20 protein-coding genes and 1 tRNA gene are annotated in these 25246 nt (G+C 55.2%); 8 read left to right on the forward strand and 13 right to left on the reverse strand.

Going from position 1 to position 25246, the window contains the following annotated elements; translation table 11 throughout:
* Nucleotides 1-98 precede the first annotated feature (98 nt).
* Entirely contained in the window at nucleotides 99-1787 is a 1689-nt protein-coding gene (locus ANT_RS12315) for a sensor histidine kinase (RefSeq protein WP_013560853.1), read from the forward strand.
* Nucleotides 1788-1789: 2 nt separating this feature from the next.
* On the forward strand, nucleotides 1790-2497 hold the full coding sequence (locus tag ANT_RS12320; protein WP_013560854.1) for a ubiquinone/menaquinone biosynthesis methyltransferase: 708 nt from the start codon (nucleotides 1790-1792) through the stop codon (nucleotides 2495-2497).
* Here ANT_RS12320 and ANT_RS12325 read toward each other — a convergent pair.
* The 8 genes from ANT_RS12325 to ANT_RS12360 form a co-directional block, all read right to left on the reverse strand.
* A complete protein-coding gene (locus tag ANT_RS12325) occupies nucleotides 2494-2940 on the reverse strand; it encodes a CBS domain-containing protein (RefSeq protein WP_013560855.1) in 447 nt (148 codons plus the stop codon). The genes ANT_RS12320 and ANT_RS12325 overlap by 4 nt on opposite strands.
* 144 nt (nucleotides 2941-3084) lie before the next feature.
* On the reverse strand, nucleotides 3085-3606 hold the full coding sequence (locus ANT_RS16590; RefSeq protein ID WP_013560856.1) for a c-type cytochrome: 522 nt from the start codon (nucleotides 3604-3606) through the stop codon (nucleotides 3085-3087).
* Nucleotides 3594-4133: a DUF3341 domain-containing protein gene (locus ANT_RS16595; protein ID WP_013560857.1), complete on the reverse strand. Its 540-nt coding sequence runs from the start codon at nucleotides 4131-4133 to the stop codon at nucleotides 3594-3596. Before ANT_RS16595 ends, ANT_RS16590 begins: the two co-directional genes overlap by 13 nt.
* Nucleotides 4134-4142: 9 nt before the next feature.
* Entirely contained in the window at nucleotides 4143-5582 is a 1440-nt protein-coding gene (nrfD, locus tag ANT_RS12340) for an NrfD/PsrC family molybdoenzyme membrane anchor subunit (protein ID WP_013560858.1), read from the reverse strand.
* Entirely contained in the window at nucleotides 5572-6294 is a 723-nt protein-coding gene (locus ANT_RS12345; RefSeq protein WP_013560859.1) for a 4Fe-4S dicluster domain-containing protein, read from the reverse strand. The genes nrfD and ANT_RS12345 overlap by 11 nt, the downstream gene beginning before the upstream one ends.
* Before the next feature lie 30 nt (nucleotides 6295-6324).
* On the reverse strand, nucleotides 6325-8451 hold the full coding sequence (locus ANT_RS12350; protein WP_013560860.1) for a molybdopterin-containing oxidoreductase family protein: 2127 nt from the start codon (nucleotides 8449-8451) through the stop codon (nucleotides 6325-6327).
* A 20-nt stretch (nucleotides 8452-8471) separates the two neighbouring features.
* Nucleotides 8472-9014 (reverse strand): cytochrome c3 family protein, encoded by a 543-nt coding sequence (locus ANT_RS12355; RefSeq protein ID WP_013560861.1) that lies wholly within the window; start codon nucleotides 9012-9014, stop codon nucleotides 8472-8474.
* Nucleotides 9015-9056: 42 nt separating this feature from the next.
* Nucleotides 9057-10034 (reverse strand): c-type cytochrome, encoded by a 978-nt coding sequence (locus tag ANT_RS12360; RefSeq protein WP_013560862.1) that lies wholly within the window; start codon nucleotides 10032-10034, stop codon nucleotides 9057-9059.
* A gap of 200 nt (nucleotides 10035-10234) precedes the next feature.
* On the opposite strand from ANT_RS12360, the gene ANT_RS12365 reads away from it, so the two are divergent.
* From ANT_RS12365 to ANT_RS12390, 6 genes are all read left to right on the forward strand, one after another.
* On the forward strand, nucleotides 10235-11464 hold the full coding sequence (locus tag ANT_RS12365) for a class I SAM-dependent RNA methyltransferase (protein WP_013560863.1): 1230 nt from the start codon (nucleotides 10235-10237) through the stop codon (nucleotides 11462-11464).
* 51 nt (nucleotides 11465-11515) lie between these two features.
* The gene (locus ANT_RS12370) at nucleotides 11516-12820 is read left to right on the forward strand and encodes an SAM-dependent methyltransferase (protein WP_013560864.1); all 1305 of its coding nucleotides are present in this window, start codon (nucleotides 11516-11518) and stop codon (nucleotides 12818-12820) included.
* 282 nt (nucleotides 12821-13102) lie between these two features.
* Entirely contained in the window at nucleotides 13103-16441 is a 3339-nt protein-coding gene (locus ANT_RS12375; protein WP_041455030.1) for a S8 family serine peptidase, read from the forward strand.
* 87 nt (nucleotides 16442-16528) lie between these two features.
* On the forward strand, nucleotides 16529-17776 hold the full coding sequence (gene hutI, locus ANT_RS12380; protein WP_013560866.1) for an imidazolonepropionase: 1248 nt from the start codon (nucleotides 16529-16531) through the stop codon (nucleotides 17774-17776).
* Nucleotides 17773-20136, forward strand: a complete 2364-nt coding sequence (locus ANT_RS12385; RefSeq protein WP_013560867.1) for a tubulin-like doman-containing protein — start codon at nucleotides 17773-17775, stop codon at nucleotides 20134-20136. The genes hutI and ANT_RS12385 overlap by 4 nt, the downstream gene beginning before the upstream one ends.
* Nucleotides 20137-20183: 47 nt before the next feature.
* On the forward strand, nucleotides 20184-20819 hold the full coding sequence (locus tag ANT_RS12390) for an HD domain-containing protein (protein ID WP_013560868.1): 636 nt from the start codon (nucleotides 20184-20186) through the stop codon (nucleotides 20817-20819).
* On the opposite strand, the gene ANT_RS12395 is transcribed toward ANT_RS12390, so the two are convergent.
* The 5 genes from ANT_RS12395 to xylB form a co-directional block, all read right to left on the reverse strand.
* Nucleotides 20816-21622, reverse strand: coding sequence for an SDR family oxidoreductase (locus ANT_RS12395; RefSeq protein WP_013560869.1), 807 nt, complete (start codon nucleotides 21620-21622; stop codon nucleotides 20816-20818). The two genes, ANT_RS12390 and ANT_RS12395, sit on opposite strands and share 4 nt — an antisense overlap.
* A 46-nt stretch (nucleotides 21623-21668) precedes the next feature.
* Nucleotides 21669-21755 (reverse strand) — tRNA-Ser (locus tag ANT_RS12400).
* A 44-nt stretch (nucleotides 21756-21799) separates the two neighbouring features.
* Nucleotides 21800-23068 carry an MGDG synthase family glycosyltransferase gene (locus tag ANT_RS12405; RefSeq protein ID WP_013560870.1) on the reverse strand — a complete coding sequence of 423 codons (1269 nt, stop codon included), beginning with the start codon at nucleotides 23066-23068 and terminating at the stop codon, nucleotides 21800-21802.
* Nucleotides 23055-23594: a CinA family protein gene (locus ANT_RS12410; protein ID WP_013560871.1), complete on the reverse strand. Its 540-nt coding sequence runs from the start codon at nucleotides 23592-23594 to the stop codon at nucleotides 23055-23057. The genes ANT_RS12405 and ANT_RS12410 overlap by 14 nt, the downstream gene beginning before the upstream one ends.
* A 109-nt stretch (nucleotides 23595-23703) precedes the next feature.
* Entirely contained in the window at nucleotides 23704-25200 is a 1497-nt protein-coding gene (gene xylB, locus ANT_RS12415; RefSeq protein WP_013560872.1) for a xylulokinase, read from the reverse strand.
* Between the last annotated feature and the right edge of the window lie 46 nt (nucleotides 25201-25246).

The raw sequence follows: 25246 nt of genomic DNA on the forward strand, positions 1-25246 counted from the left end.
AGAGTTAACCTGTCTTAACGCTGTACAACCATTTGTGAAAGGCGGAACAATGCTGTATTAACAATCTGGACAATATCAGGTAAAATAAAGTAACCAGTATGGAAACCAGCCTGCTGACCCGGGAACAACTTTTAGACCGCCTGGCGGCGTTACACCGCGCCAGTCTCGAACTGGTAAGCGATATCAGTATTGACTCCCTCATTGAACGCATTGCTCATCTGGCACGTGAACAGGTTGGCGCCCGGTACGCCGCGGTAGGCATTCTGGACGAAGAGGGCAGGCTTGCCCGCTTCATTCCTGTGGGGATGAGCCCCGAAGAAATTGCCCGCATGGCGCACCCTCCCAGGGGACACGGGCTCATCGGTGCGTTGATGCACGGCAGTGAAAGCATTCGCATTGCCCACATTGCCGAAGATTCGCGCAGTGCCGGCTTTCCCCCGCATCATCCTCCCATGGACTCTTTTTTGGGCGTACCCATTCGTCACGCGGACCAAAATCTTGGGCAAATCTATCTCACCGACAAAATGGATGCCCCTGAATTTACTGCCGACGACCAGGCTGTGATCGAAATGCTTGCAGCATACGCCGGGGCAGCCCTGGCAAATGCACGCCTCTTGCAAAAAATTACCCAGCGAGAAGCAGAATTAACCCGCCGTAACGAAAATCTGGCACTGCTCAATGAGATGGCAAGCACGCTGGCAACCTCCAGCGACGTGCGCCAGATTTTGGACAAAGCGCTGGAGCAACTGATGGAATACCTCGATTTGAAGGTAGGAGAAATTTACCTGCGCGAGGATGACAGCGCCTACCTGAACCTCTGCATTCATCAAGGAAACACCCTTCCCCGCCTGTGGTTAAGCACCTCTTTTCGTCTGGGTGAGGGAATCGTTGGCAAAACCGCTCTGGCACAAAGCCCTCAATTGATTGATTTAACCTCCCTGCAAAACATCGAAGAGAGAGACGCATTTACTCCGGAGTTGCTGGAGAGCGATATTCGCTATCTGGCATGTTTTCCTTTACAGGGACGCTCAGGAACGCTGGGCGTTCTTTGTGCCGGGATCAATCATGTCCTCTCTTTTGATGAACTGGAAATGCAATTCCTCTCCGCCATCAGTTTCTGGCTCAGCACCGCACTGGAAAACACGCACCTGAGCCTGCAACAACGCCGTCTGGCTGTGCTGGAAGAGCGTGAACGCATCGGTATGGACCTGCATGATGGCATTATTCAGGACATTTATGCGGTTGGGCTCACGCTGGAACACGCCCGCTTGCTTATGAACGACGACCCCGAAGCCGCCAAACAACGCATTGACCAGGCAATCAGTGACCTGAACAATACCATCCGCGACATCCGCGCCTATATCCTCGACCTGCGTCCGCGCAAACTACACGAAGAGAATTTAATGGATGGATTGCGGCGTCTGGTGGCAGAATTTCGCGCCAATACGCAGGTGGAAATTCAACTGCAAGCCATCCCTAATGAAAACATCAACCTGCCACAGTCGGCAGCCCTGGCACTCTTCCACATTTGTCAGGAAGCGCTGGCAAATATTGCCAAACATGCTCACGCCCGGCATGTCAGTGTCACCCTGTGGACCAGCAATCAGCGCACCTTGCTGGAAATCAACGATGACGGCATGGGATTTGATGTGAGCAAGACCCGCCAGGTGATTGGTCATGGGCTGGCAAACATGCAAACCCGCGCCCATCAGGCAGGCGGCGAAATCGAAATTTCTTCTGAGCCTGGAAAAGGCACAACCATCCTCGTTTGGGTTCCCAATCGCTAAAAATGGCACAGCATCTTCAAGGACCAGAACGCGCTCAAGCCGTCCGCGGCATGTTTACCCGCATTGCCCGGCAGTACGATCTCATGAACCGTCTGATGACCGGCGGAATGGATTTGCTGTGGCGAAAAGAAGTCATTCGCCGCGCACACTTGCGCCCCCAAAGTCGCCTGCTGGATTTGGGAACGGGTACGGGGGATCTGGCACGCGAAGCCTTGCGGCAGGAACCCACCTGTCGGGTGACCGCCGCAGACTTCACCCTGGAAATGATGCGAGTGGGCAAACAGCGCTACCTCCAGCCCCAGCAGTGGTGCGGGGCTGACGCCTTAAGCCTCCCCTATCCTGATAACACGTTTGATGCGGTTGTCTCCGGTTTCCTCTTAAGAAACGTTATCCATCTGGATACCGCTTTGAAAGAACAGGTTCGGGTGCTACGCCCTTTGGGATGGGTTGTAGCGCTGGATACCACCCGACCACAAAAAAAATGGTTCTCCCCCGCAATTCGGTTTTACATGCAGCGAATCATCCCCCTGCTGGGACGATTCATCGCCATGGCACCCGATGCCTACACCTACCTCCCGGAAACCAGTAACGCCTTTCTGAGCGCCGAGGAATTACAAGCACACTTTGAGCAGGCAGGACTGACTCAAACCGGCTTTCGGCGGTTGAATTTCGGCACGGTTGCCATTCACTGGGGACAAAAACCGGCTTAACGCCCGAACTTATCTCCGGTGATGTAACCCTCCAGGTCGTCAATCATCGATGCCTGTCCCTCGATAACCTTCTTGACCACATCGCCGATGGAAATAATCCCCACCAGTTTTCCCCCTTCAACCACAGGCAGATGACGGATATGAGCGCGGGTCATCAACTGCATGCATTCATCTACCGTGGTCTGCGAATTTACGGTGATGACATCCTCAGTCATAAAGGCTTTGATGGGCGCATCCAGCACACAGGCGCGATGAAGGGCAATTTCCCTCACAATATCACGCTCAGAGACAATACCGGCAATGCGTTCCCCATCCATGACCAGCAAAGCCCCCACGTTTTTCTCCGCCAGTTTTAACAATGTAGTGAGCAGTGTATCATCCGGCGAAACAGACCAAATCTGATTTCCCTTCTCTTTCAAGATATCTTCGACTCTGGAATACATTGTTCCCTCCTCCATAAGATTAATTTTTATTATATACAAATCTGATTTTTTCCACCTGTACAATCCTATTTGTGATACTTTTCACAAAAGAGTTACCCCGCCGGATTTTCTCACAGCGGGGTAACAGGATTGGGGACTTGCACCTCAAGGATTGGCTTGTTTCTGCAGGGAGCGCACGTAGTTCACCACGTCCCAGCGCATTTGAGGTTCAGGCAGGTTCTGGATGAGAGAGGGCATGGCTCCCTCCACCCCATTGGTAATCGTCATGAAGAGTTCCCCATCCGACAGAGTCACCGGTCTGCCTTCCAGCAAACTCACCGGCTTGCGGGGTTGCAAAAACACCGCAAAGGGTCCATTCCCTCTCCCTGTAGCGCCATGACAGATCTGACAGTTAATCTCATACTGGGTTTTTCCCCGCTGAAGAGAGGCTTCGTCCGCAGGTACGGGATTGGTCGGCGCACCCAATTCAGGAATGTACGCCGCACCCTGTACCGGAACAGAGCGGGCTGGCAGTGGCAAGGGGTCTTCCTGCGTTCTAAACGAAGGCTGGATCTCCATGAAACTGATCCACTCAATTTTGATGATGTCATAGGTGAACAGCAACCCCACCAGTAAGGGGGTTATCGCCAACCCCAAAACGATGAGCAAACGTTTTAGAACAGCCATAGTTTCTTCGCCTCCGCTCGATGAACGATTTCGGCACCCAGCCCGGTAAGCATTTCATGCATTCTGGCATCCAGTTCTGCCGGAGCAGAAAACAGCACCCCGATGTACCCATCGCTGATGCGCTCATCATAGCCCTGCGGACCATACGAAGGGGAAATCGTCTCCACGAATACCCCCAGAAAGGTGCTGATCAACAATCCCAGCATGGTCAGTTCAAAGATGGTCACAAAAGACGTGGGAATGGTTTGCAAAGCCATACCCCCGACACGAATGGGATACAGCAAGGGTGTGCCAAAGTTGAAGAACAAGGCGGTCAGCAATCCCACTACTGCGCCAGAGATGCCGATCAACGGTATCCGTGTCCAGGTCATTGGACGTCCCAGCATTCTTTCCTGCAGAGGTGCGCCAGAGATGACCGAAATATTGCGGTCAGAGATGCCCATCTCACGCAACGCTTGAATGGCTTCCACGGCTTCGTTCAACTGTTCTTCCTTGAACAACGCCAGATGAACAACTTCTCGCGGCATATTTCCTCCTTACTCCAGTTCCGACACAGTGGGAACTTTGGCTTTACCAATCTGGCGAATCATGTGGGCTTCCTGCCCTTCGCGCACCTCCCAAACCGGCACCATGGGAATCAACCGCGAAGCCAGCATGTACAGCAGGATGAACAATGCCAGAGTACCGATGGAGATGATAATCTCAATACGCGGGACATAGTTACCCCAGTCGAAGGGGAAGCGTTGATGGGCAAGCGTCATGGGGACGATGGTATAACGCTCGAAGTACATGCCCACATTAATCAACAGCGTGATGATCAGCATTGCCCAGGGGGTACGGCGAATTCGGCGGTTCCACAAGGTGAGCCACGGAATGAGCACATTGAAAATAATCATGGACCACCAGATCCATGAATCTGGACCGCTGGAATGGAAGAAGAGAACCCGCCGCACGGCTTCGTACCCGCCATACCACGAGACCAGGTAATCGTTGAAGAAGAAGTACGCCCAAGCCATGGAGAACACCAGCAAGAGTTTGCCCAGCGCGTCCAGATGCTCCATCCGGATAAAGTAATCCATGTTCTTCAACGTGGCTCGCAAAATGACCAGAATAGTCACCACCGCTGAGACCCCGGAGAGAATAGCGCCTACAATGAAATAAGGGCCAAAAATGGTGGAGTTCCAAACCGCCGTCTGAGAAACGGCGAAGTCCCAGGACACAATAGTATGCACCGAGAACATCACCGGGATGATGGCGAAGGCAAAAATGGTAATGGCTTTCCGCAGGCGCGCCCATTCCGCCTCGGTACCGCGCCAGCCCAGCGCCAGCGTCTTGTAAATCGCATGCCGCCAGCCCTGAGTGCGATCACGCGCCATGGCTAAATCGGGGATGAGCGGCAGGTAGAGGTAAATGGTGCTGGAAAGCAGGTAAGTGGTGATTGCCAGAAAATCCCATACCAGCGGGGAGCGGAAGTTGGGCCAGAGCCAACGGGCATTGGGATAGGGAATCATCCAGTAGAACACCCACACCCGTCCCAGGTGAATGAGGGGATACAGTGCCCCTGCCGCCAGCCCGAAGGTGGTCATCAGTTCAGCGGCGCGGGTGAACGGACGGCGAAACTCGGCTTTAAACACCCGCAAAATGGCGGAGACAAACGTGCCGGCATGGCTGATACCAATCCAGAACACAAAGGTGACGATGAACACGCCCCAGTACACGGGTTTGCGCACCCCGGCAAGCCCGATCCCCGTCGCAATCATGTAACCCCAGGCGCCGAAGAGACATACCAGCACCACCACCGCCAGAAACGCCACCACCGCCCAGTAGCGCGGGGTGGTGTGCACCATGGATTCCATGACCATGCGGTTGAGTTCCTCGCGGGGACGAGGGTCAAACATCAACTGCTCACGCAGTTCGGCTTCCTCAGCATCCATGCCGTGAAGCGGAGTGGAAAGAGATTTTGCTTCAACCGCCATAGGTTCCCTCTCCCTTCAAATAGGTCACTTTGGGCTCGGTGCCCAGTTCCTCCAGCAGGGTGTAACGGCGTTGATTACGTGCGGCTTTGCTCACCCGGCTCTCCGGATCACTTAAATCGCCAAAGATGATGGCATCGGTGGGACATGCCTGCGCGCAGGCGGGAACAATCTCGCCATCCTGCACGACTCGTCCTTCAGCCTTGGCGCGTTCCTGTCCTTCGTAGATACGCTGAACACAGAACGTGCACTTTTCCATCACCCCCCGTCGCCGCACGGTCACATTGGGGTTGAGGTAGTAATTCATCGGCGTGGGGATTTGCTGACTGTAATCAAACCAGTTGAAACTGCGGGCAATATAAGGGCAGTTGTTCGCACAGTAACGAGTGCCGATACAACGGTTATACACCTGCAGGTTGATTTGCTGTTCTTCGCTATGTACAGTGGCAAACACCGGGCAAACCGGCTCACAGGGGGCACGCCCACACTGCTGACACATGACAGGTTGATAATGGGGAGAAACTTCAGGATATTCCCCCTCCCAGTACCGCTGCACACGGATCCAGTGCATCCCGCGACCATACCCGGCATCTTCTTCACCCACCCAGGGGATGTTATTTTCCATGGCACAGGCGGTCACACAGGCATTACACCCGGTGCACACATCCAGATCAATCACCATGCCCCAGCGACCTGTTTGTTTTTCTTCAGCCATATTGCTCCTCCTGATGACTTGCTGACACCGCTAATGTTCTCCGTAAACTCCGCTCCTGGACTCCAGACGAGCCAGCGGACGCCGTTTCCCGGTGGGTTCGATGCGCACCCTGGTATCCCCTACTGCCAGATCGCCAGCGGCGTTAGTCTGGGTTTGCAAAAGGACTACCGGGTTCACCCCACGTCCTTCGGCAAAGCGCCCCAGCGCAGTATGCCCCTGCCCAAAGGGGATTGCCACCGTATCCGGACGAATGGCAGGATAGAGGTACGCTACGGCTTCAATTTGCCCGGCAGACGAAACAAGGCGGACAATATCGTCGTTGTGAATACCCAATTCCTCGGCGGTCTTGGGGTTAATCTCCACCCAGGTGTTCCACATCACCGTGGTCATGGGATCGGGAGTTTCCTGCAGCCAGGGACGATTGGCACCACTACCATCCCCCATCTGAGTGGGATAAACCATCAAGTGGAATGTCTTTTCCTCTACGGCTTCGGGCAAAAGCACTTTTAACGGAACCGTGCTGGCATCCATAGCCATAGAAGTTTGTCGAGTCTCTTCCCAGTAGCCCCCCTGCTGGAGGAACCGCGCCCAGAAGGTTGCCAGTTCCGGCGCGTCACTGCGGGCAAAAACAGGTTGAAGGCTGCGCTGAATGAAATCCACCTCATCGGTATAGGGCAAGCCAGAGGCGGCAATCAGCACATCCACAGTTGCGCGGGTATCGTAGAGCGGGACAACCACCGGCTGTGCCGACGAAACAGCAAACTGGGCAGTCCCCGTCAGGATGCGGGTATATCCGAACCCTTCCAGCGGACTGTGATCGGGGAAGATGTAATCGGCAAACAGAGAAGTCTCATCGGGGAAGGTAGCAAAGGAAATCACCTGTTTGACCTTGCTCAGAGCCTGTTCAAAGCCCAACGATTGGGGAAGTTCAAAGAGCGGATTGGCACCGTGAACGAACAGGGTGTCCACTTCTCCCGCCTGCATGCGCTGGATGAGGGATTGCACCGAAGCAAACGAATCGGCCTTTTCTTCCCCAGCAATCAGGAAGACACCCCCAGGCTGCCCGACGCGTCCCATGGCTACATTGAGCGCCAGAATCTGCAGGGCATTTTCCAAGCCAAAGGTGTGCCCCAGCGCCCCACCCCCCGGCAGAAAGAGGGGACGTTCTGCCTGTGCAATCAATTGAGCCAGATGCTGGAGTTTTTCCAGCGAAATTCCGGCGGCTTGAGCCACTGCTTCCACATTGACACTGCGATAACCGGCTTCCACGGCAACAGGCATACGGAGCGCACCGCTTTCCAGAAGCAGTTTCCCCAGTGCCATGGCAACTGCGCCTTCGGTGCCTGGAACGATAGAATACCACTCATCGGCGCTCCCGGCAGTCAGAGAGAGACGGGGTTCCAGCACAACCAGATAGCCGCGTTTCTTCAAGGGTTGGCCTCGGCGGCGGAAATCGCCAAAAGCGCGGCTGTATGCCACGGGCGAAAGCCAGGTTTCCAGGAAATTGGCTCCAAATGAGAGAACCAGATCCGCACCTGCCAGATCAAAGAATGGGAAGGTGGCTTTTCCCAGCACCTGACGGGTGGCTTCCACCAGGGTAGCACGGGCTTCGAACATGCCAAGAGCCCCGAAACGCACCGGCGCGGGCATGCCTTTGGTTTGGGCAAGTTCGGTCACAAAATCAAACAAGTGATCGTGATTCAAGCCCAAATAGAACGCCACTCGCTGAGGATTCCCATTCAACGCCGAGCGAACCACCTCAATGGCTTGATCCCACGAGAGGGCTTCGGTGGCGGCTTCACCGCGTTTAATTCTGCGCAACGGAGCCTTGTAACGGTCGGGGTTGTAAAGTCCCTGCACAGCAGTCAACCCGCGCGAGCAGAGTTTGCCGCGGTTGACAGGGTGCGCCGGGTTACCCTCGGCTTTAATCGCCCGCCCCTCGAAGGTGCGCATGATGATTCCACACCCGGCAGGACATTCACGGCAGGTAGTGGCGTAATAGGTGCTTTTACCAATCTGACTGTACTCGGGCATATCCGTGTATGGGCGCCGCAAAACGTAACGAGAAGCGGGGCCACATCCGGTCAGCACTGCTGTAGCGGCAATCCCCAGCCCGGTGAGTTTCAGGAAATTCCGTCGAGTAAGTTTCTCACTCATACCTGTCCTTTCACAGCGTTTTAGTAATGGCAAAGCGAACAGTCGGAAAGACGCGCCCACTTTTCCTTGGGCTGTTTGCTGTGACAATTCAGACACCAGCCCATGTTCTGGCGGGGAATAGGTTGAGCCACCGTCATCTTTTTCATATCGCCATGGCAGGTTTCACACGCTACCCCGGCGGCAACATGCGCGCGGTGATTAAAGTGGACAAAATCAGGCTGGATAAACACCGGCACCCAGGGGATTTCCTCTCCCCTCTCCACATATTGCGCCAGTTTTTGCAGTTCGGGAGAGGTCTTCGTCTTGGCAACCTGCTGATGACACCCCCAGCATAAACTGGAAGAAGGCAATCCCGCACTTTCTCCCCATTGTGCTCCGGGGTGGCAGTAAAGACAGGGAATCCCTGCCCCGACATGGAAGTTATGCGGGAATTGAATCGGCTGCGGTGGAGATTGCTGTGTCAGATAAATGCCCCCAACCGCTCCCCCCAGCAAAATCAACACGACAATGCCCAGGGTAATGCGAAACCACGGCTGCAAGTACCATGGAATGAGTTTGGACATGAAACAAGGCTCCTTTCTTCGACAGGTTCAACTTGCAGGGTTTTACTGTTTCTTACCACGAATCATCCAGACAATCACAAACAGGACACCTATCAGGAAAACGCCCAGAATCAGCGCGAACCCCAAGCCGGTGAACAGCGCCCCAAAAGCAGTCAGCACACCGGTGAAGACATTCCGAGCAGGGCCACCGGGTTGTTCCACCGGGCTTGGCACAGTCTCTCCAAGAGAAGGGGACTGCTGGGGTTCCAGACCAGAAGGTAAACTTTGAACGTAGAGCAAAACATCTCTGCCTTGCTGGGCAGTCCATCCCAGGTCATAGCCGATAACCATTTCCGTTCCCGGGGTACCGAAGCGGGTCTTGTGAAGGAAACGCCAGGGATCCAGCAATGCCAGCGTTCCTAAAGTAGCATCCCGTCCCTCGAAACGGAAACGCAAGGTGGCACCGTCTGCTCCATGACAGCGGGCGCACTGCGATTCATACAGGGCTTTGCCGTTGGCAGCGTCTCCGCCAAGCACCTTGAAGGTTTTGGGGTCAATGTACTCATTATCGTTGACCAGAGAGGTTTTCAGGAAATGCGCCAGGGCTTTCAGGTCTGCTTCGGGGATATAGGGAGAAAAATCATGCTGAGGGTCTACCTTGCCACTCAGCACCGCAACAATTTCCTCTTCCGTGCGCTGCGTCACGGCAGGATATACACCGGGAAAGCCGGTGTAACGGTCACTGCCTTCACGATACGCCCCGTCTTTACCCTGATAGTCCCAGCCGTGACAGGAAACGCACCGCCAGGTTTCGGCGCCACTGCGAGTATTGGTGGTCTGACGTTCCCAAACAGGCATGTTACCCTGGGGTGGCTGAACCCCCAACGCCGCGTACCAGTTGTCATAGAGCAAGGCACCGCGGGGCACATCGGAGTCCTGCTCCAATCCCCGCGCCTGCGCCTGACCCACCCAGCCGGACAACACTATCAATCCGAAGACCAAAAACAGCAAACCTGCTTTCATCAAGCCCTTGCTTTTCATGGGATGCTCCTTGGCAATGGTCTATCGAATGTTCTGCTCTTCACAAAATTATAACAATTTTGCTCCGAACAATCGAACATTAAGGGGTGATTAAAGGGTGATTGGGATGTGTGATGTTTTCTCGCCCTGCTGCGATGAAACCTGCATTGTTGACCTGACTATATTATGACTCAATTCACAAAAACAGGTAAAATGAAACCGTGAGCGAATTTCATCTGGTCGATTTAACCCAAATGACTTATGGCGGCGAAGCCATGGGGCGTTTGTCTGATGGGCGTGCCGTTTTTGTGCCTTTTGCCCTGGCAGGCGAGCGTGTTCTGGTGCAGTTGACCGAAGAAAAACGCGGCTTTGCCCGCGCAACACTGATGGATGTAGTGCAACCCTCCCCTGCCCGCATTCGTCCTCGTTGTCCGCATTTTACGCAGTGCGGTGGCTGTCATTATCAGCACATGGACTACGATTTGCAGTTGACGGTCAAGCAATCCATCCTTACCGAACAACTGCAACGCATTGGCGGGCTGACAGATCCACCCATAGGGTTAATGGTGCCTTCACCGCGTGCCTGGAATTACCGCAACACAGTGCAGTTCCACCTGACTCCAGAAGGGCAACTGGGCTTTCGCGCCACCGATGACCGCACAGTTATCGGCATTCAGGAATGTCACCTGCCGGAAGAACCCTTGCTGGACCTCTGGAAACAAATTCAAGCCGAACCCCTTCCGGACCTGGAACGTCTTTCTCTGCGGCTTGGAGCAGATGGCGAGATTCTGCTGGTTCTGGAAAGTCTGGAAGATACTCCACCGGCAATCTCGGTTGAAGAACTGCCTGTCTCTGTAGTGCATTCGGGACCGGCAGGGTCACTGGTGCTGGCAGGTGATGACCACGTGATCATGGAAGTGCTGGGACGTCCCTTCCGCGTATCGGCTGGGTCGTTCTTCCAGGTGAATACTCCCATGGCGGAAGCCATGGTCAAGCATGTGCTTTCCCTGCTTCCAGCAGAAAGGTTAGGAACGGTACTGGATGTCTACTGTGGGGTGGGATTGTTCAGCGCCTTTCTGGCGCCGCGCACTCAAAACCTTATCGGCATCGAATCTGCGCCGAGCGCCTGCGATGATTTTGCCGTCAATCTGGATGAGTTCGACAACGTCTCTCTGTACATGGGAACGGCTGAGCAAATCCTGCCTTCGTTACAGGTATATCCTGACTTGATTGTCGTGGATCCGCCCCGCGCCGGGCTGGAACTGGCGGCACTGGATGCCATCTTGCGCATGAACGCACCCACGCTCATCTACATTTCCTGTGACCCCGCCACCCTGGCTCGGGACACCAAACGTTTGATTCGCGGCGGCTATCGGCTGGTGCAGGTAACGCCTTTCGACCTTTTCCCACAAACCTATCACATCGAAAGCATCAGCCTGTTTCAGCGTTAATCCCATAGCCTTTGCCGGTACTGAGGGTTGATTCTATTCAGGAGGTGTGCGATGGTATTTTCAACTGTTCAGGAAAAGACTAATGCTCGGGAACTTACCTTATCGCTTTTGGAGCGTTTGTTTCCCTCCAACCTGTTGAATGGTGTAGGATTTCGATTATGGGATGATACGCGCTATCCTAAAGACAATGTACCCGCCTCTACCACTATTGTCCTGAACCACCCTGGTGCACTGCGCGCCATGCTGTTGCCGGGTACAGAAGTAGGGCTGGTGGAGGCCTATCTTTATAACGACTTTGACATCGAAGGCAATATCGAAGCCGTGTTTCCCTTAGGAGAGGCACTGGCAGAGCGAACGAATGGGTGGAAGAAGAAACTGGACATTGCTAGAGAACTGATGCGCCTGCCCAATCAGCAAAATCCACGCATTAGCAAACGCGGAGCGGCGCGTCTTTCCGGCAAAACCCACTCCATTGAACGCGACCGCCAGGCAGTGCGGTATCACTACGATGTTTCCAATGACTTTTACAGCCTGTTTTTGGGCAAGCGCATGGTGTATTCCTGCGCTTATTTTGAATCTCCCGATGAAGACCTGGATACGGCTCAGGAACGCAAACTGGATTATATCTGCCGTAAACTGCGCCTGAAACCGGGACAAAAACTGCTGGATTTAGGATGCGGTTGGGGAGGATTGGTCATCTATGCGGCTGAAAGATATGGTGTGGATGTTACCGGCATCACCCTCAGCGAGCCGCAAGCCAGCCTTGCCCAACAGCGCATCGCCGAAGCGGGGTTGCAGGCACACGCCCGAGTGCGCGTGCAGGATTACCGGGAAGTAGAAGAGTGGGAACAATATGACGCCCTGGTCAGCGTGGGGATGTTTGAGCATGTGGGCGAGAAATTACTCCCCGTGTACTTTGAGCGGGCATATCGCCTGCTCAAGCCCGGCGGGGTCTTCCTCAATCACGGAATTGCCCGGCGCGCCGCTGAAAAAGGCTGGGATCCGCAATCCTTCTCCAATGCTTATGTATTCCCGGACGGCGAACTGGTGCCAATTTCCACCACCTTGAGAGCCGCAGAAGAGAGCGGGTTTGAAGTCCGCGATGTGGAAAGTCTGCGGGAACATTACGCGCTGACCTTGAGGCGTTGGGTAGCCAACCTGGAAGCGCATCATACCCAGGCATTACAATTTGTTGAAGAATCCACTTACCGCGTGTGGCGCATTTATATGTCCGGTTCGGCGCATGGCTTTGCCAGCGGACGTTTAAACGTGTATCAGAGTTTGCTGGTCAAACCTGCTCAAGAAGGTGAGAGCAAACTACCCCTATCCCGTAAGGACTGGTATATCCCTGGGTGATGAAAAATTAATCCCTCAGGGAACTTGACTTGAATCTTATTTCTTGCTAGGATGAATACAGACAGCCTTTCGATTCTGCAAGGTCAAAGGGAAACCTTCCCGGCAGAAAAGTTTTTATTCTCCATACGTTTTCACCAGCAGAGCAAGAAGAGTGCTCCTCTTCTTGTTTTGTGGTGTCCAGAAAGGAGGTGAATGGGCGGAACTCTCTTCGAAGCGTGTTTCACCTATCTTGATCTCATCCATCTCAACAGATTTTTTCGCTAAATGAGGAGACACTCACGTATGAAACCCCAAAGATTGCTTTGGAATATCCTTTCCATCGTCATGGTCGTAGCCCTGGTGTTCGGCTGGAATACCCCCACACCGGTGGTTGCGCAATCCAGCGGTCCAGTGGATCGCTCGCAGTTTAAGCCTGAGCGCCTTTCTGGTGAAGTTTCCAGCGATGCGGTAGAACGGCTGAGTCAGAAGAGCGGCATCGTGGATGTGGTTGTAGAACTGGAAGAAGAGCCCACCGCGGTGACCTTTGCCAAAGCCCGTGAAACCATGAGTCTGGAAAGCGCCAATGAACTGGCGGCAAACCGCTTAAAGGCGCTGGAAGCCGCGCAGAGAAACCTGCTGGCGCAAATGGATAAAGCCGGGATTGGACAAAAAGTCCTCTTCCAAACCCAGCGCGTCTTCAACGGTATCTATATGAAGGTGGATGCCAAGAAGATTCGCGAAATTGCCCGCATGCCCGGCGTGAAAGCCGTCCTGCCCCTTGTCCCCAAAGAACTGGACAATAACTACAGCGTGCCCTTGATTGGCGCACCGCAGGTCTGGCAGTCCTATCTTGTGCGCGGTGAAGGTGTGAAAGTTGGTATCATCGACACCGGGATTGACTATCTGCATACTGACTTTGGCGGTTCCGGCACGGGTTACGACACCAATGACTTCACCGTGGATGAACCCGGCTTTGCCGATGGTTATCCCAGCGCTAAGGTGGTAGGCGGTTGGGACTTCGCCGGCGATGCCTACGATGCTAACGACTCCGCCAGTGTACCTCAACCCGACCCCGACCCCATGGACTGCAACGGACACGGTTCACATGTAGCCGGTACTGTGGCAGGCTATGGTACCAACACAGACGGTACCACCTACATCGGCGGGTACAGCACCACCACCCCCTTTACTTCCGCTATGGATATTGGTCCAGGCGTAGCCCCGCTGGCGAAACTGTATGCCTTACGGGTTTTCGGCTGCAGTGGCTCCACCAACCTGACCGATGCCGCGATTGAATGGGCAACCGACCCGAACAAGGACGGCAAATTTGATGACCGCCTGGACGTGATCAACATGTCGCTGGGCTCGTCCTATGGCTCGGAGTTTGACACCTCTGCTATTGCTTCGAATAACGCCGCCCTGGTGGGCGTGATTGTGGTGGCTTCGGCGGGCAACAGCAGTGATACCCATTACATCACCGGCGCGCCGGGTGTGGCAACCCGCGCCATCAGCGTGGCTTCCTCGCAGGATGCCGGGAACATTAATACCACCAGTCAGTTCAGCGTTAACGGCGGTTCGCAGGCTGGACTGAAACCCGCCGTAGAAGCGGCTTTCGGTGCCGACCTGGCGGTGACGGGCGACATCACCGCTGATCTGGGATACGATTCCACGAATCCACAAGGTTGTACCGCTTTCGCGTCTGGAACTTTCACGGGTAAAGTCGCATTAATCAGCCGTGGAGGATGCACCTTTGTTACCAAGGTGAAAAATGCTCAAAATGCCGGTGCTGTAGCCGTGATTGTGTTTAACAACGTCGCCGGTGCGCCTTTTGTGATGGGGGGAAGCGATCCTACCATTACCATTCCTTCGGTTATGACTGATCTTGGTACCGGCAACGCTCTGGTCACCGCACTTGGAAGCGAAACGGTTAATGTCACCCTTTCGGCGCAGTGGCGCTACAGCCTGCGCACTGATCCCGGACCAACCGCTTCCCTCATTGATCAGCCTTCTTCCTTCACCAGCCGCGGTCCTCGCCGGGTAGATTCCTTCCTGAAACCGGATATTGCCGCTCCCGGCGACACCATCTACTCGGTTGCTGTGAGAACCGGAAAATATGGCACCAGCATGAGCGGTACTTCGATGGCGGCGCCGCACATGACCGGCGTGATGGCGTTGATGCGCCAGTGGAAGCCCACCTGGACGGTGGAAGAACTCAAAGCCAATGTGATGAACACCGCTACGTACGACATCACCCCCGGAACAACCAAATATGCCCCACAGCGGGTAGGTGCCGGCCGGGTGAATGTCCCTGCCGCGCTGACCAACGAAGTCATCCTGTACAACGCGCAGGATGCCGGCGCGGTGAGCGTGTCCTTTGGCGCGCCGCAGGTGACTGCCCTGACTTCATGGACGAAGACAGTGCGGGTGGTCAATAAGGGCGGAACCGCCATGACTTACACTCCGTCCATCGTCCAGCGCACTCAGGTGCCAGGTGTGACCTTTGAACTGCTGGATAGCAGTGATGCGCCGCTAACCAGCCTGACCGTGCCTGCGGGCGGGAGTGTGGAATTCAAACTGAAGATGACCGCCGATCCCGCCGGGATGACCCATCCGCGTGATGCGACGATGGCGGCGTCCCAAACCATTGCACGTTTCTGGATGGCAGAAGCCAGCGGCTTGATCGTGCTGACCCCTGCCAGCGGCACCGCTCTGCGCCTGCCCTACTACGCCGCTCCGCGTCCCGCCTCTACCCTGCACGCGGCTTCGACCAGCGTGACTGTGGATAGCACCGGCGCCGCCCTGGTAAGCCTGGCTGGCAACCCGGTGGATACCAGCACCATTGCGGCTCCGCCGGTGGGTGAAATTTCCCTCACCACTGCCTTTGAACTGCTGGGCACCAGCCCCAATGAGAATTTGAACACCGGCAACGCCGCACTGGAAGCCGTCCTTGACGCCGCCGACCTGAAGTACGTTGGCGTCATGACCGACGCCCACCTCTACCCGACAACCGGCGTGGAAGACCCGGATGCCACTCTGTACTTCGCCATTGCCACCCACGGACAATGGTCCACGCTCAACGAAGTGGAGTTTGACGTCTACATTGACGTGAACCAGGATGGCACAGATGATTATGTGCTCTTTACCTGGAACTACGGGCGGGCGAGTGGCGGCAGTAATCCTACCGATACCTTTGTCACCGTGTTGTATGATCTCGCTGGCGGCACTATGCTCGTAGAGTCTTACGTCAACCTCTACAGCCCAGCGTCTATCGACACCGTAGCCTTTAACAATAGTGTAGTCGTCCTGCCGGTTTACACCGCAGACTTCCTGACCAACACCGACAGTTCATTCAACTTCTACGTGGCGACCTTTGCCCGCGAAGCCGAAAATGCGGTGGATCAGAGCGCAGTGATGACCTACGATGCCGCACATCCAGCCCTGGATACCACCGGCGGTTATACCGGTTTACCGGTCTGGTACCCCGGCGATGATATCCCCGTTCAGGTGCACTACACTGCCGGGCGCGATGCAGGCAACCTGCTTCTGCTCTATCATCACAACGCCGAGGATGCTACGATCAAACGGGCTGAGGTGGTGAAAGTGTTTGACCACTTCACCTATATGCCCGCCATCGTGAAGTAATCCTTCACCTGTCCTTTACTCGATCCCCTCGGAAAACTTCCGGGGGGATTGTTTTTTTCTCTTCAAGTTTCGGTCTATAATCTTAACATGCTCATTCATTCAGCCGGTCAATTACTCACGCTTGCCGGGGGAGTGCAACGCGGAAAAGCGCTGGGAAACCTCGGCATCATCGAAGATGGCGCCCTGCTCATTCGGAGTGAACAAATTGTGGATGTGGGAAAAACCGCCGATTTGCTGGCGAAATACCCCGCCGAACCCCGCCTGGATGCGCAGGGCAAAGTGGTCATGCCGGGGTTTGTGGATCCGCATACGCATCTGGTTTTTGCCGGAGACCGCGCCGCCGAGTTTGAGATGCGCCTGCAGGGCAAAACCTATCTGGAAATCCTGCAAGCCGGCGGCGGCATCCTCTCCACCGTACGCGCCACCCGCGCTGCCAGTGTGGATGAACTGGTTCAGCAAGCCGCTGAGCGGGCAAAGATTATGCTGAAACACGGCACCACCACCCTGGAAGCCAAAAGCGGTTATGGACTGGAGTGGCAGTCGGAACTGCGCCAGATGGAAGCCCTGCTCCGTCTGGATTCACAAGGTATACTCGAAATTCATCCTACCTTTCTGGCGGCGCATGCCATCCCCGAAGAGTACCACGATTTTCCCAGCCAGTACGTGGAACAAATTTGCGAGGTGATGCTCCCGGAACTGCGCCGCTGGTGGATTCGCAACGCCGATGCGCGCCCCTTGCCGTTTGTGGATGTGTTCTGCGAGCGCGGCGCGTTCACCCTGCCCCAATCCCGCCGCATCCTGGAGACGGCAAGGGAATTGGGTTTCCCCCTCAAAATCCATGCCGATGAATTTGAGAATCTGGGCGGGGTACGTATGGCGCTGGAACTGGGCGCGATCAGCGTAGATCATCTGGTCAAGACCTCGCCGGAAGAAATTGCCCTGCTGGGCAACAGCCAGACGGTCGCGGTGAGTTTGCCCTGCACACCTTTTGGGCTGGCAGAGGCTGAATACACCCCCGCCAGAGCCATTCTGGACGCCAACGGCATCCTTGCCCTTGCCAGCGACTTCAACCCCGGAACGGCATGGTGCGGCAACATGCAGTTTGTGATTGCGCTGGCATGCCGCTACCTGAAACTCACCCCGGCGCAAGCCATTGCCGCGGCAACCATCAATGCGGCAGCGGCAATTCGACAGGAAAAGCGCATCGGCTCTCTGGAAGTGGGTAAGCAAGCGGATATTCTCATCCTTTCGGTGGAAGATTACCGCCACCTTGGATATCGTTTTGGCGTCAATCTGGTTGAACATGTCATCAAGCGTGGAAAGGTTGTTTTATGAAGCGTGGGGCACTGGTGATTGGTTTAGGGGGAAGCGGAGCGAAAGTCGTAGCCCGTCTGCGCCAGAAACTGGCTTTGACGTCCTCTCCTTTTGAGTCGCGTGTGCAGTTCCTTGCCTTCGATCGCCATCAACCCACCGGCACCACCGGCAGGCTGCCACAAACTCACGCCTTTCTGACACACCTCAACGCCAGCCGAGGAGAATCCGCACAAGCCCAGCAAACTCGCAGTTCTGTAAGAACCCTCCTGGTAGAAGATTTGCGGCAGGGTGAATCTTCGCAGGTATTGCGTTCCCTTGGTGAAGCCATTGAAGTCCTCAGGCAGTTCGACATCAACCGTCTGGATATTTTTCTGGTTGCCAGTACGTTCGGTTTGACCGGAAGCGCCTGGGCAGTGGATATAGCACACCTTGCCCGCCACCTCGCCGCGGAGATGAAACCGCGCGTCATTGGCGTATTCCTGACCCCTGAAACATTACAAGCCAGTATCCCGGTCACCCGCGAACACCGCTTACGCCATTTTGTGGTGCTGAAGGAACTGGAAGCCTTTCAACGGGAACGTCCGTGGAAACAACCCTATCCCCTGTATCCATCTTCTCCGGTAGAGGGTCTGCCTCCTGCTCTCCACCAACGTCCTTTCGACACCCTCCAGATTCTGGATTGCAATGCCCGCGAGATTCCCGGCGACACGCACGCTATCCCGGCTACCGCCGATGTGATCTATTATCAATTGGATGCGCAGGTCAGCGCTGTTCTGGAGGAAGCCGCCCAGTACTCGCCCATTCAAGGGAATGCCTGTTTCGATACTGCAGGGGTTTACTCGGTCATCCATCCCAGTCAGTATCTGCTCAATCAAGCCCGTTATCAGTTGATCCTCGAGGTACTGCAAACCTTCTTTCCGGTAGAAACTGATCCCCTCAGCGGCGTGCCAACTCACCTGGTGGAACCTCTCGCCCTGCGTCCGGACTCACCCTACGGGAAATTGAATGAATGGTTGAAAGACGTTCACCGTTCAGGAATTTTGCAGGATATTGTACAGGCAGCTGAAGTTCCTGCGCATCAACAGGGGGCACAACACGAACGCCTGAACACTCGCGGACTGACCGCCTGGAAGATGATTCTGTACCAGGCAGAAGGAGCAGAACACGCGCTGCCTTCCGGGACGGAGATGCCCGAAAGCCTCCAACCTTTCCGGGAAGCACACTGGAATATTTTCCTGCGCACCCTCCTTGAGAGATTGACCACTCCAGACCCCAAAATGGGCACTCCGGGGCAGTATCTGGAACGCCTGCTGGAAGCCTCCCGGCGCTATACGGCTGATTTAAAAGAGATTTTGAATCTTTGGGAGAAACAGGGGGAAAATGCCGAAAACGAAACCCTGCGCGAACAAATTCGCGAAGCCCAGCAACAATGGGAGGCACGCCGGCGCTCGTTTACCGGCAGGTTGATTCCCGGGCACGTGCAGGATGCCGAACGACAGTTCCTGGAACTCAAGCAACGCCAGGTGTTCTACCATCAGCGTGAGGTGGTGGTGAAAACCATCCTGGAGATTGCCGAAAAAATGAGAGAATTGCTGGAAAAGTTGAACGGTTTTTACCAGAACCTGCTCCAGGCGCTGATTTTCCACCCCGACAGTGTTTTCAACATTGCCCGTATGGAATTGAGCGGGCTGAAGCGGGAATTGGAAAAGGAAAAACGCATCCCTTCTCAGGAACTGGTGATAGACGAACACTTCGAACGCCATCGTGTGCAAACCGTCAAACAGGCGTTCTTAGAGGAATTTCCTGCACTGATCGAGCATTTTCTGCATTCTGGGGTCCTGCGCGCCGAACTGGACAACGGCGAATTTTCCATCCCCTATCCCATTGAACGCTCATCGGAGAGCGAGACAGAGGAAGTGGATTTGAGCGATCCCCATCTGCCGCCCCAAGCCCTTGCCAGCCATCTCAACCGCATGCTGGGCGAGACCTTTGCAACCTGGTTGCTCCGAGAACAACCCGGGAACACCGTCCTGAGTTTCCTCAGTTACATTTCATCCCGCGCCGATCAGGTTGCCCAGCGAATGGCACAAAAGAGCGAACCACTTTTGCGCACCATCTCTCCGGTGCAAAACCTGCGCAGTTTTCTGTTCATGCCAGCCTCCAGCATTCCTCTGGAAAGCCCATATCCGCTCTCTCTGCGAGGGGAACTGCGGGAGCAGATTGGCGATATTTATCTGATTCAAACCGAAAATCCTGATGAACTTGCCCTGTTCAGGGTTTACCATGGGATTGCCCTGGACCAAATGTGGACGCTGGAAGAAAATGAACCGCGTCCTCTGAACCCGGCAGAACTCAAACCGCACATTTTATGGATTGTGTGATATCCTGAGGTGTTATTCTACCCTGCCTTTCTCAAGGAGAACATTTTATGCCTACCATCGAACAGGCACGCGGCTGGTATTCCAGTGCCGACAGTGTCCACGATTTTGATCACATTTTACGGGTATATCAAACCGCCCAACATTTAGGCAAAATCGAAGGCGCAGATATGGAAATCCTGCATGCGGCAGTGCTTCTGCACGACGCCATAGGCAGTGCACCGGGCGAGCAAGCCCGCAAGGCACATCATCTTGCTTCGGCAGAGTTCGCCGCAACAATCCTGCGTTTGGAGGGTTGGGACGATGAACGCATTGCTGCCGTCCAGCACTGTATCCGCACCCACCGCTACCGCGGCACAGGAGAAGTGCCTGAAACCATCGAAGCCAAAATCCTCTTTGACGCCGATAAACTGGACGTACTGGGTGCTGTGGGAGTGGCACGGGTCATTGCTTATGCCGCGCTCAACAGGCAACCTTTTTATGCCGAACCCTCACGTCAATTTCTGGAGCAGGGCATCCTCGAACCGGGCGAACCCCACAGCGCGTACCATGAATATCTCTTTAAATTGAGAAAAATCAAGGATCGCTTGTTTACCACCAGCGCACGTCAACTGGCGGAGGAACGCGATACCTACTTGCGGGAATTTTTTGAGCGCTTCGCCCGCGAAATGCGCGGCGAAGCCTAACCCACACCAGCCAGACGCGCGCTGATTTCCCACAAGCGAGCACATGCCTCGGGATCATCCGCCAGAGGATGGTGAGGAGCGATTTGCTTATTCTCAAAGTATTTGCCGGTTACACCTTCCACGTCCGGTGAGGTCACCAGATAAACGCTGGTGGCTGCCCCATCAACAGGAGAGCCCCCCTGCATAGACGGGAAAGCACTCTGGAGCATTTTGGTCGCCACCACCCCGGGGTGTAAACTGTTGGAGGTAACGCCTTTACCCTCCATACGGCGCGCCAGTTCAGCGGCAAAGAGCACATTCATTAACTTTGAAGTAGCATACGCTCGCGTACCGTTATAACTTTGCTCAAGTTGCAGGTCTTCGAAATTCAGGCGGGCATTCCGGTGAATCACCGAACTGACTGTGACCACCCGTGCAGGCGCACTGGACTGTAAAAGTCCGAGAAGCAGGTTGGTCAGCAAAAAATGCGCCAGGTGATTGACGGCAAAGTTCATCTCCAAGCCGTCCCGGCTGAGTTGACGCTGAGGAAAGAAGCCCCCCGCGTTATTCACAAGAGCATCCAGCCGTGGGGTAAGGGCAAGCACAGTCCGCGCCAGTTGGCGCACTTCGTTGAGAGAACTTAAATCCGCATTGAGATACTCCACCTGAGCATGGGGCATCTCATCCAGGATTTCCCCAACAACCTCCTCGCCCCGTTGAGAATTTCGTCCATGTAAAAGCACCCGCCAGCCATGACGAGCCAGTTGCAAGGCTGTCTGCTTTCCAATCCCATCTGTTGCACCTGTAATTAAGACCGTTTTCATCTTCAGAATACCCTCCAAAACCTTCAAACCCCTTAAAACAAAAAGGCGGAGAGGGTGGGATTCGAACCCACGGTACCTTGCGGTACACGCGCTCTCCAGGCGCGCGCGTTAGGCCAGACTACGCTACCTCTCCAGACTTGCCTTTTTTGTGTGGCGGGCGATATTATACCATAATTTTTACGAGGTTTGATCTTCAGAGCGCGAAAGTGTACTTAAATCTTCCGTGCGACTCCAGCGCACCTGGTTACGGTTGAACAGGTCAATCAGCGTGCGGCGGGTAAAGAGATGTCGGTGTCGCGCCGGACCTCGCAAAGCAAACTGGTATGCCAGTTCCGCCACCTCAAATGCCGCCTGCGGACGTCCCATGGCCGCCGCATTCTTTGCCCGTTCTTTCAGCAAGCGTTGATTGTCCATCATCCAGTGTGCCATGACTTCCAGCACTTCGCGGTCACTGCGGGCTAAATCACCAGCACCACCACTGACGACCAGTTCGGCGTTACCGGTTTCCTGCCCGGGGATGACATCAATGAGCATCATTGGGCATCCCGCCGCCAGCGATTCGGTGACAATCAAGCCCCCCGCTTTGGAGATGACACAATCCGCCGCCAGAAGCATATCGGGCATGTTGGTTACAAATTCGTACAGATGCACCGGCACGTGCCACTCAACTTCCTGCAGCTGGCGGTACAGATTCTCGTCCTTGCCCGCCACTACGGCTAACTGCAAGGGCGCGCCAAAATGGTTGAGCACGTTCAGCGTATCCAGTAAGCGGTCCACACGCCGACTGCCCACAGCCAGAACGGTGGTAAGGTCCTCCCGCCAGCCCAGCGCACGTCGTAGAGAGATCTTATCCTTTCCCTCTTTGCGATTCAGGGCTGGGTTGACCGGAATGCCGGTGATATACACCTGCTCAGGGCTTAAACCGTAGTTAATGGCCAGATCGCGCACAATTTCGTTTGGCACCAGGCAGGCATCCACGGCTTTGCTGAACCACATCCGGTGCACGGTTGCCAGATCAGTCACCACGGTCACCAGAGGGATATCGCGCCCATACATGATGAAAATGGCTTCCAGTGGACTCAGGTACATGGGATACGTGGTGACAATGACGTCAGGTTTGGCATCCCGCACTAAATCCAGCATCACCTCATACAGCAAAACGGTAATCGCGCTTTCCACAATCGCGCTGGTAATAATGGTATCGCTGGCATCGTAGCCCAGTTTATAGAGTTCCGGCACCCGCCGCACCAGACGGTCGTAATCTGCCTGAGAGTCGCGCAGGAAGAACGGCGTGCGCCGGTCATCCAGCGGATTGACCACGCGAGTCTCAACCAGGTTTCCGTATTTTTGCTGTAATGCCGCCTCTATTGCCAATGCTGCACTGCGATGCCCAAAACCGGCATCCGCCGTCAAAATTAGTACCCGTTTTCTCTCACCGTTTTCCATGAGTAGATTCCTCCCAAGCCAGTAATTCTTCTTTTAACAGGCTCAATGCTCTATATGCCGAAAAGGCTTTGTTTTGACGACGATCTCCCTGCCAGAGAAAGCGCTCTACGCGTTGGACTTGCGGTGCCTCCACAGCAATCCAGACCAACCCAACAGGTTTTTGAGGTGTACCACCCCCGGGACCTGCAACGCCGGTCACCCCAATACCTACCAGTTTTTCTATGGGAAACTTTTGCGAGAACAAATGGCGAATACCTGAAGCCATTTCGCGGGCAACTTCCGGGCTGACCGCGCCGAATTGTGCCAGCGAAGACGCTGATACGCCCAGCAGGGCTTGCTTGACCTCGTTGGCATAGGCAATCACGCCTCCCAGATAGTAATCCGACGAACCCGGGATATCCGTAATCCAATTGCCTACCAACCCACCGGTACAGGACTCTGCGGTGACCAGGTACCAGCCATGCTGACGCAAAAGATCGCCCACTTCTCGGGACAGAGACAGGATTTCTTCGTTTTCCTTCGTCATGGTTATGTAAGATGATAACACAACCTTTCTTCGACAAAAGAAAGATGAGAGCGTTCATCTCATAAAAAAGCCCTGCTTTTCAGCAGGGCGAAAAGACCCGGTGGAACACCTACCATTCACTGAGAGCATGGGAAAGGTCTCGCAAAGCCGGATACAACTGCCGATAGCCCTGATAGGCTTTCTGGTAAAAAGATACTCCCTCAGGACGGGGTGCGGTAGAACCGGTAATCCGAATGGCGGCAGAGCAGGCTTCATCCACCGTTTTCCAGATGCCTGCCCCCACGCCAGCGAGAAGTGCCGCGCCGTAAGCCGCGCCTTCGGTGGTATTGACGGTAACCAATTCGGCATCGAATACATCGGCTAGAATTTGCCGCCATAAGGGACTGCGAGCCCCACCGCCGGACACACGCACCTGTTCAATATGCGTCAAGCCAGCAGATTTCATCAGTTCAAAGCCATCCCGCAAGCCAAAGGCTACCCCTTCCAGCACCGCGCGGGTCATGTGGGCACGAGTGTGGCGCACCGTCAAACCGACAAAAGCACCGCGCGCAAGCGGGTCGGGGTGCGGTGTACGTTCGCCAGTGAGGTAAGGCAGGAAGAGCAAACCTTCGCTTCCCATGGGGACATCGGCGGCTGGCGCCAGCAGGTCGTCATACGAGACGCCCGGCGCAAGCGCGTCGCGATACCAGCGCAGACTGCCCGCCGCCGAGAGCATTACCCCCATTAGATGCCAGCGTCCTGGCACTGAATGACAGAAAGCATGTAAGCGTCCTTCCGGCTCGATGAACGGCTCGCCGGTCGTGGCAAAGACCACGCCGGAAGTCCCCAGCGTGAGCGCCACAATCCCCGGCTGAACTGCACCCACACCGACGGCTTGTGCTGCCTGATCGCCGCCGCCCGCCATGACCGGCGTTCCTTGTTTCAGGCCGGTGGCTTGGGCTGCCTCAGGGGTGATACGCCCGGTAATTTCAGGGCCCTCGTAGGTTTTGGGCAGCCACTCCAGCGGAATGTCCATGGCTTTCAATACCTCATCCGACCAGGTGCGCTGACGCAGGTCGAACAAAATCGTTCCCGCCCCATCGGCGCAATCCACCGCAAACTCACCGGTCAGGCGGTAGCGCACGTAATCCTTGGGCAGAAGAATGTGGCGTACACGAGCATAGACCTCCGGCTCATGTTCCCGCACCCAGAGGATTTTCGGCGCGGTGAAGCCGGTGAGGGCATCATTGCCGGTGATTTGAATCAGACGCGACTTGCCCAGGCGCGCACGAATCTCATCACACTGCTGAGCGGTGCGCTGGTCATTCCATAAGATAGCCGGGCGCAGAACATTGCCTTCTTCGTCCAGCAGAGTCAGACCGTGCATCTGCCCGGTCAGCCCAACCCCCAGCACCTGACTGCCGTCCACACCGCTCTGGCTCAACACTGTCCGGATGCTGTTAACCGCCCCGTTCCACCAGTCCTGTGGATTTTGTTCGCTCCACAGAGGATAAGGTGTATAGAGCGGTTGCTCGGTATTTGCCGTGCCAACCACCTGCCCCTGTTCATCCATCAGCAGGGCTTTTACGCCGGTAGTAGAGACATCAATCCCCAGAAAGTAAGCCATAATTCACCCTCCGAAAAAGAAAATGAACCTGATGTTTTCCGCAAAG

The sequence above is a fragment of the Anaerolinea thermophila UNI-1 genome (assembly GCF_000199675.1).
Lineage (GTDB): Bacteria > Chloroflexota > Anaerolineae > Anaerolineales > Anaerolineaceae > Anaerolinea > Anaerolinea thermophila.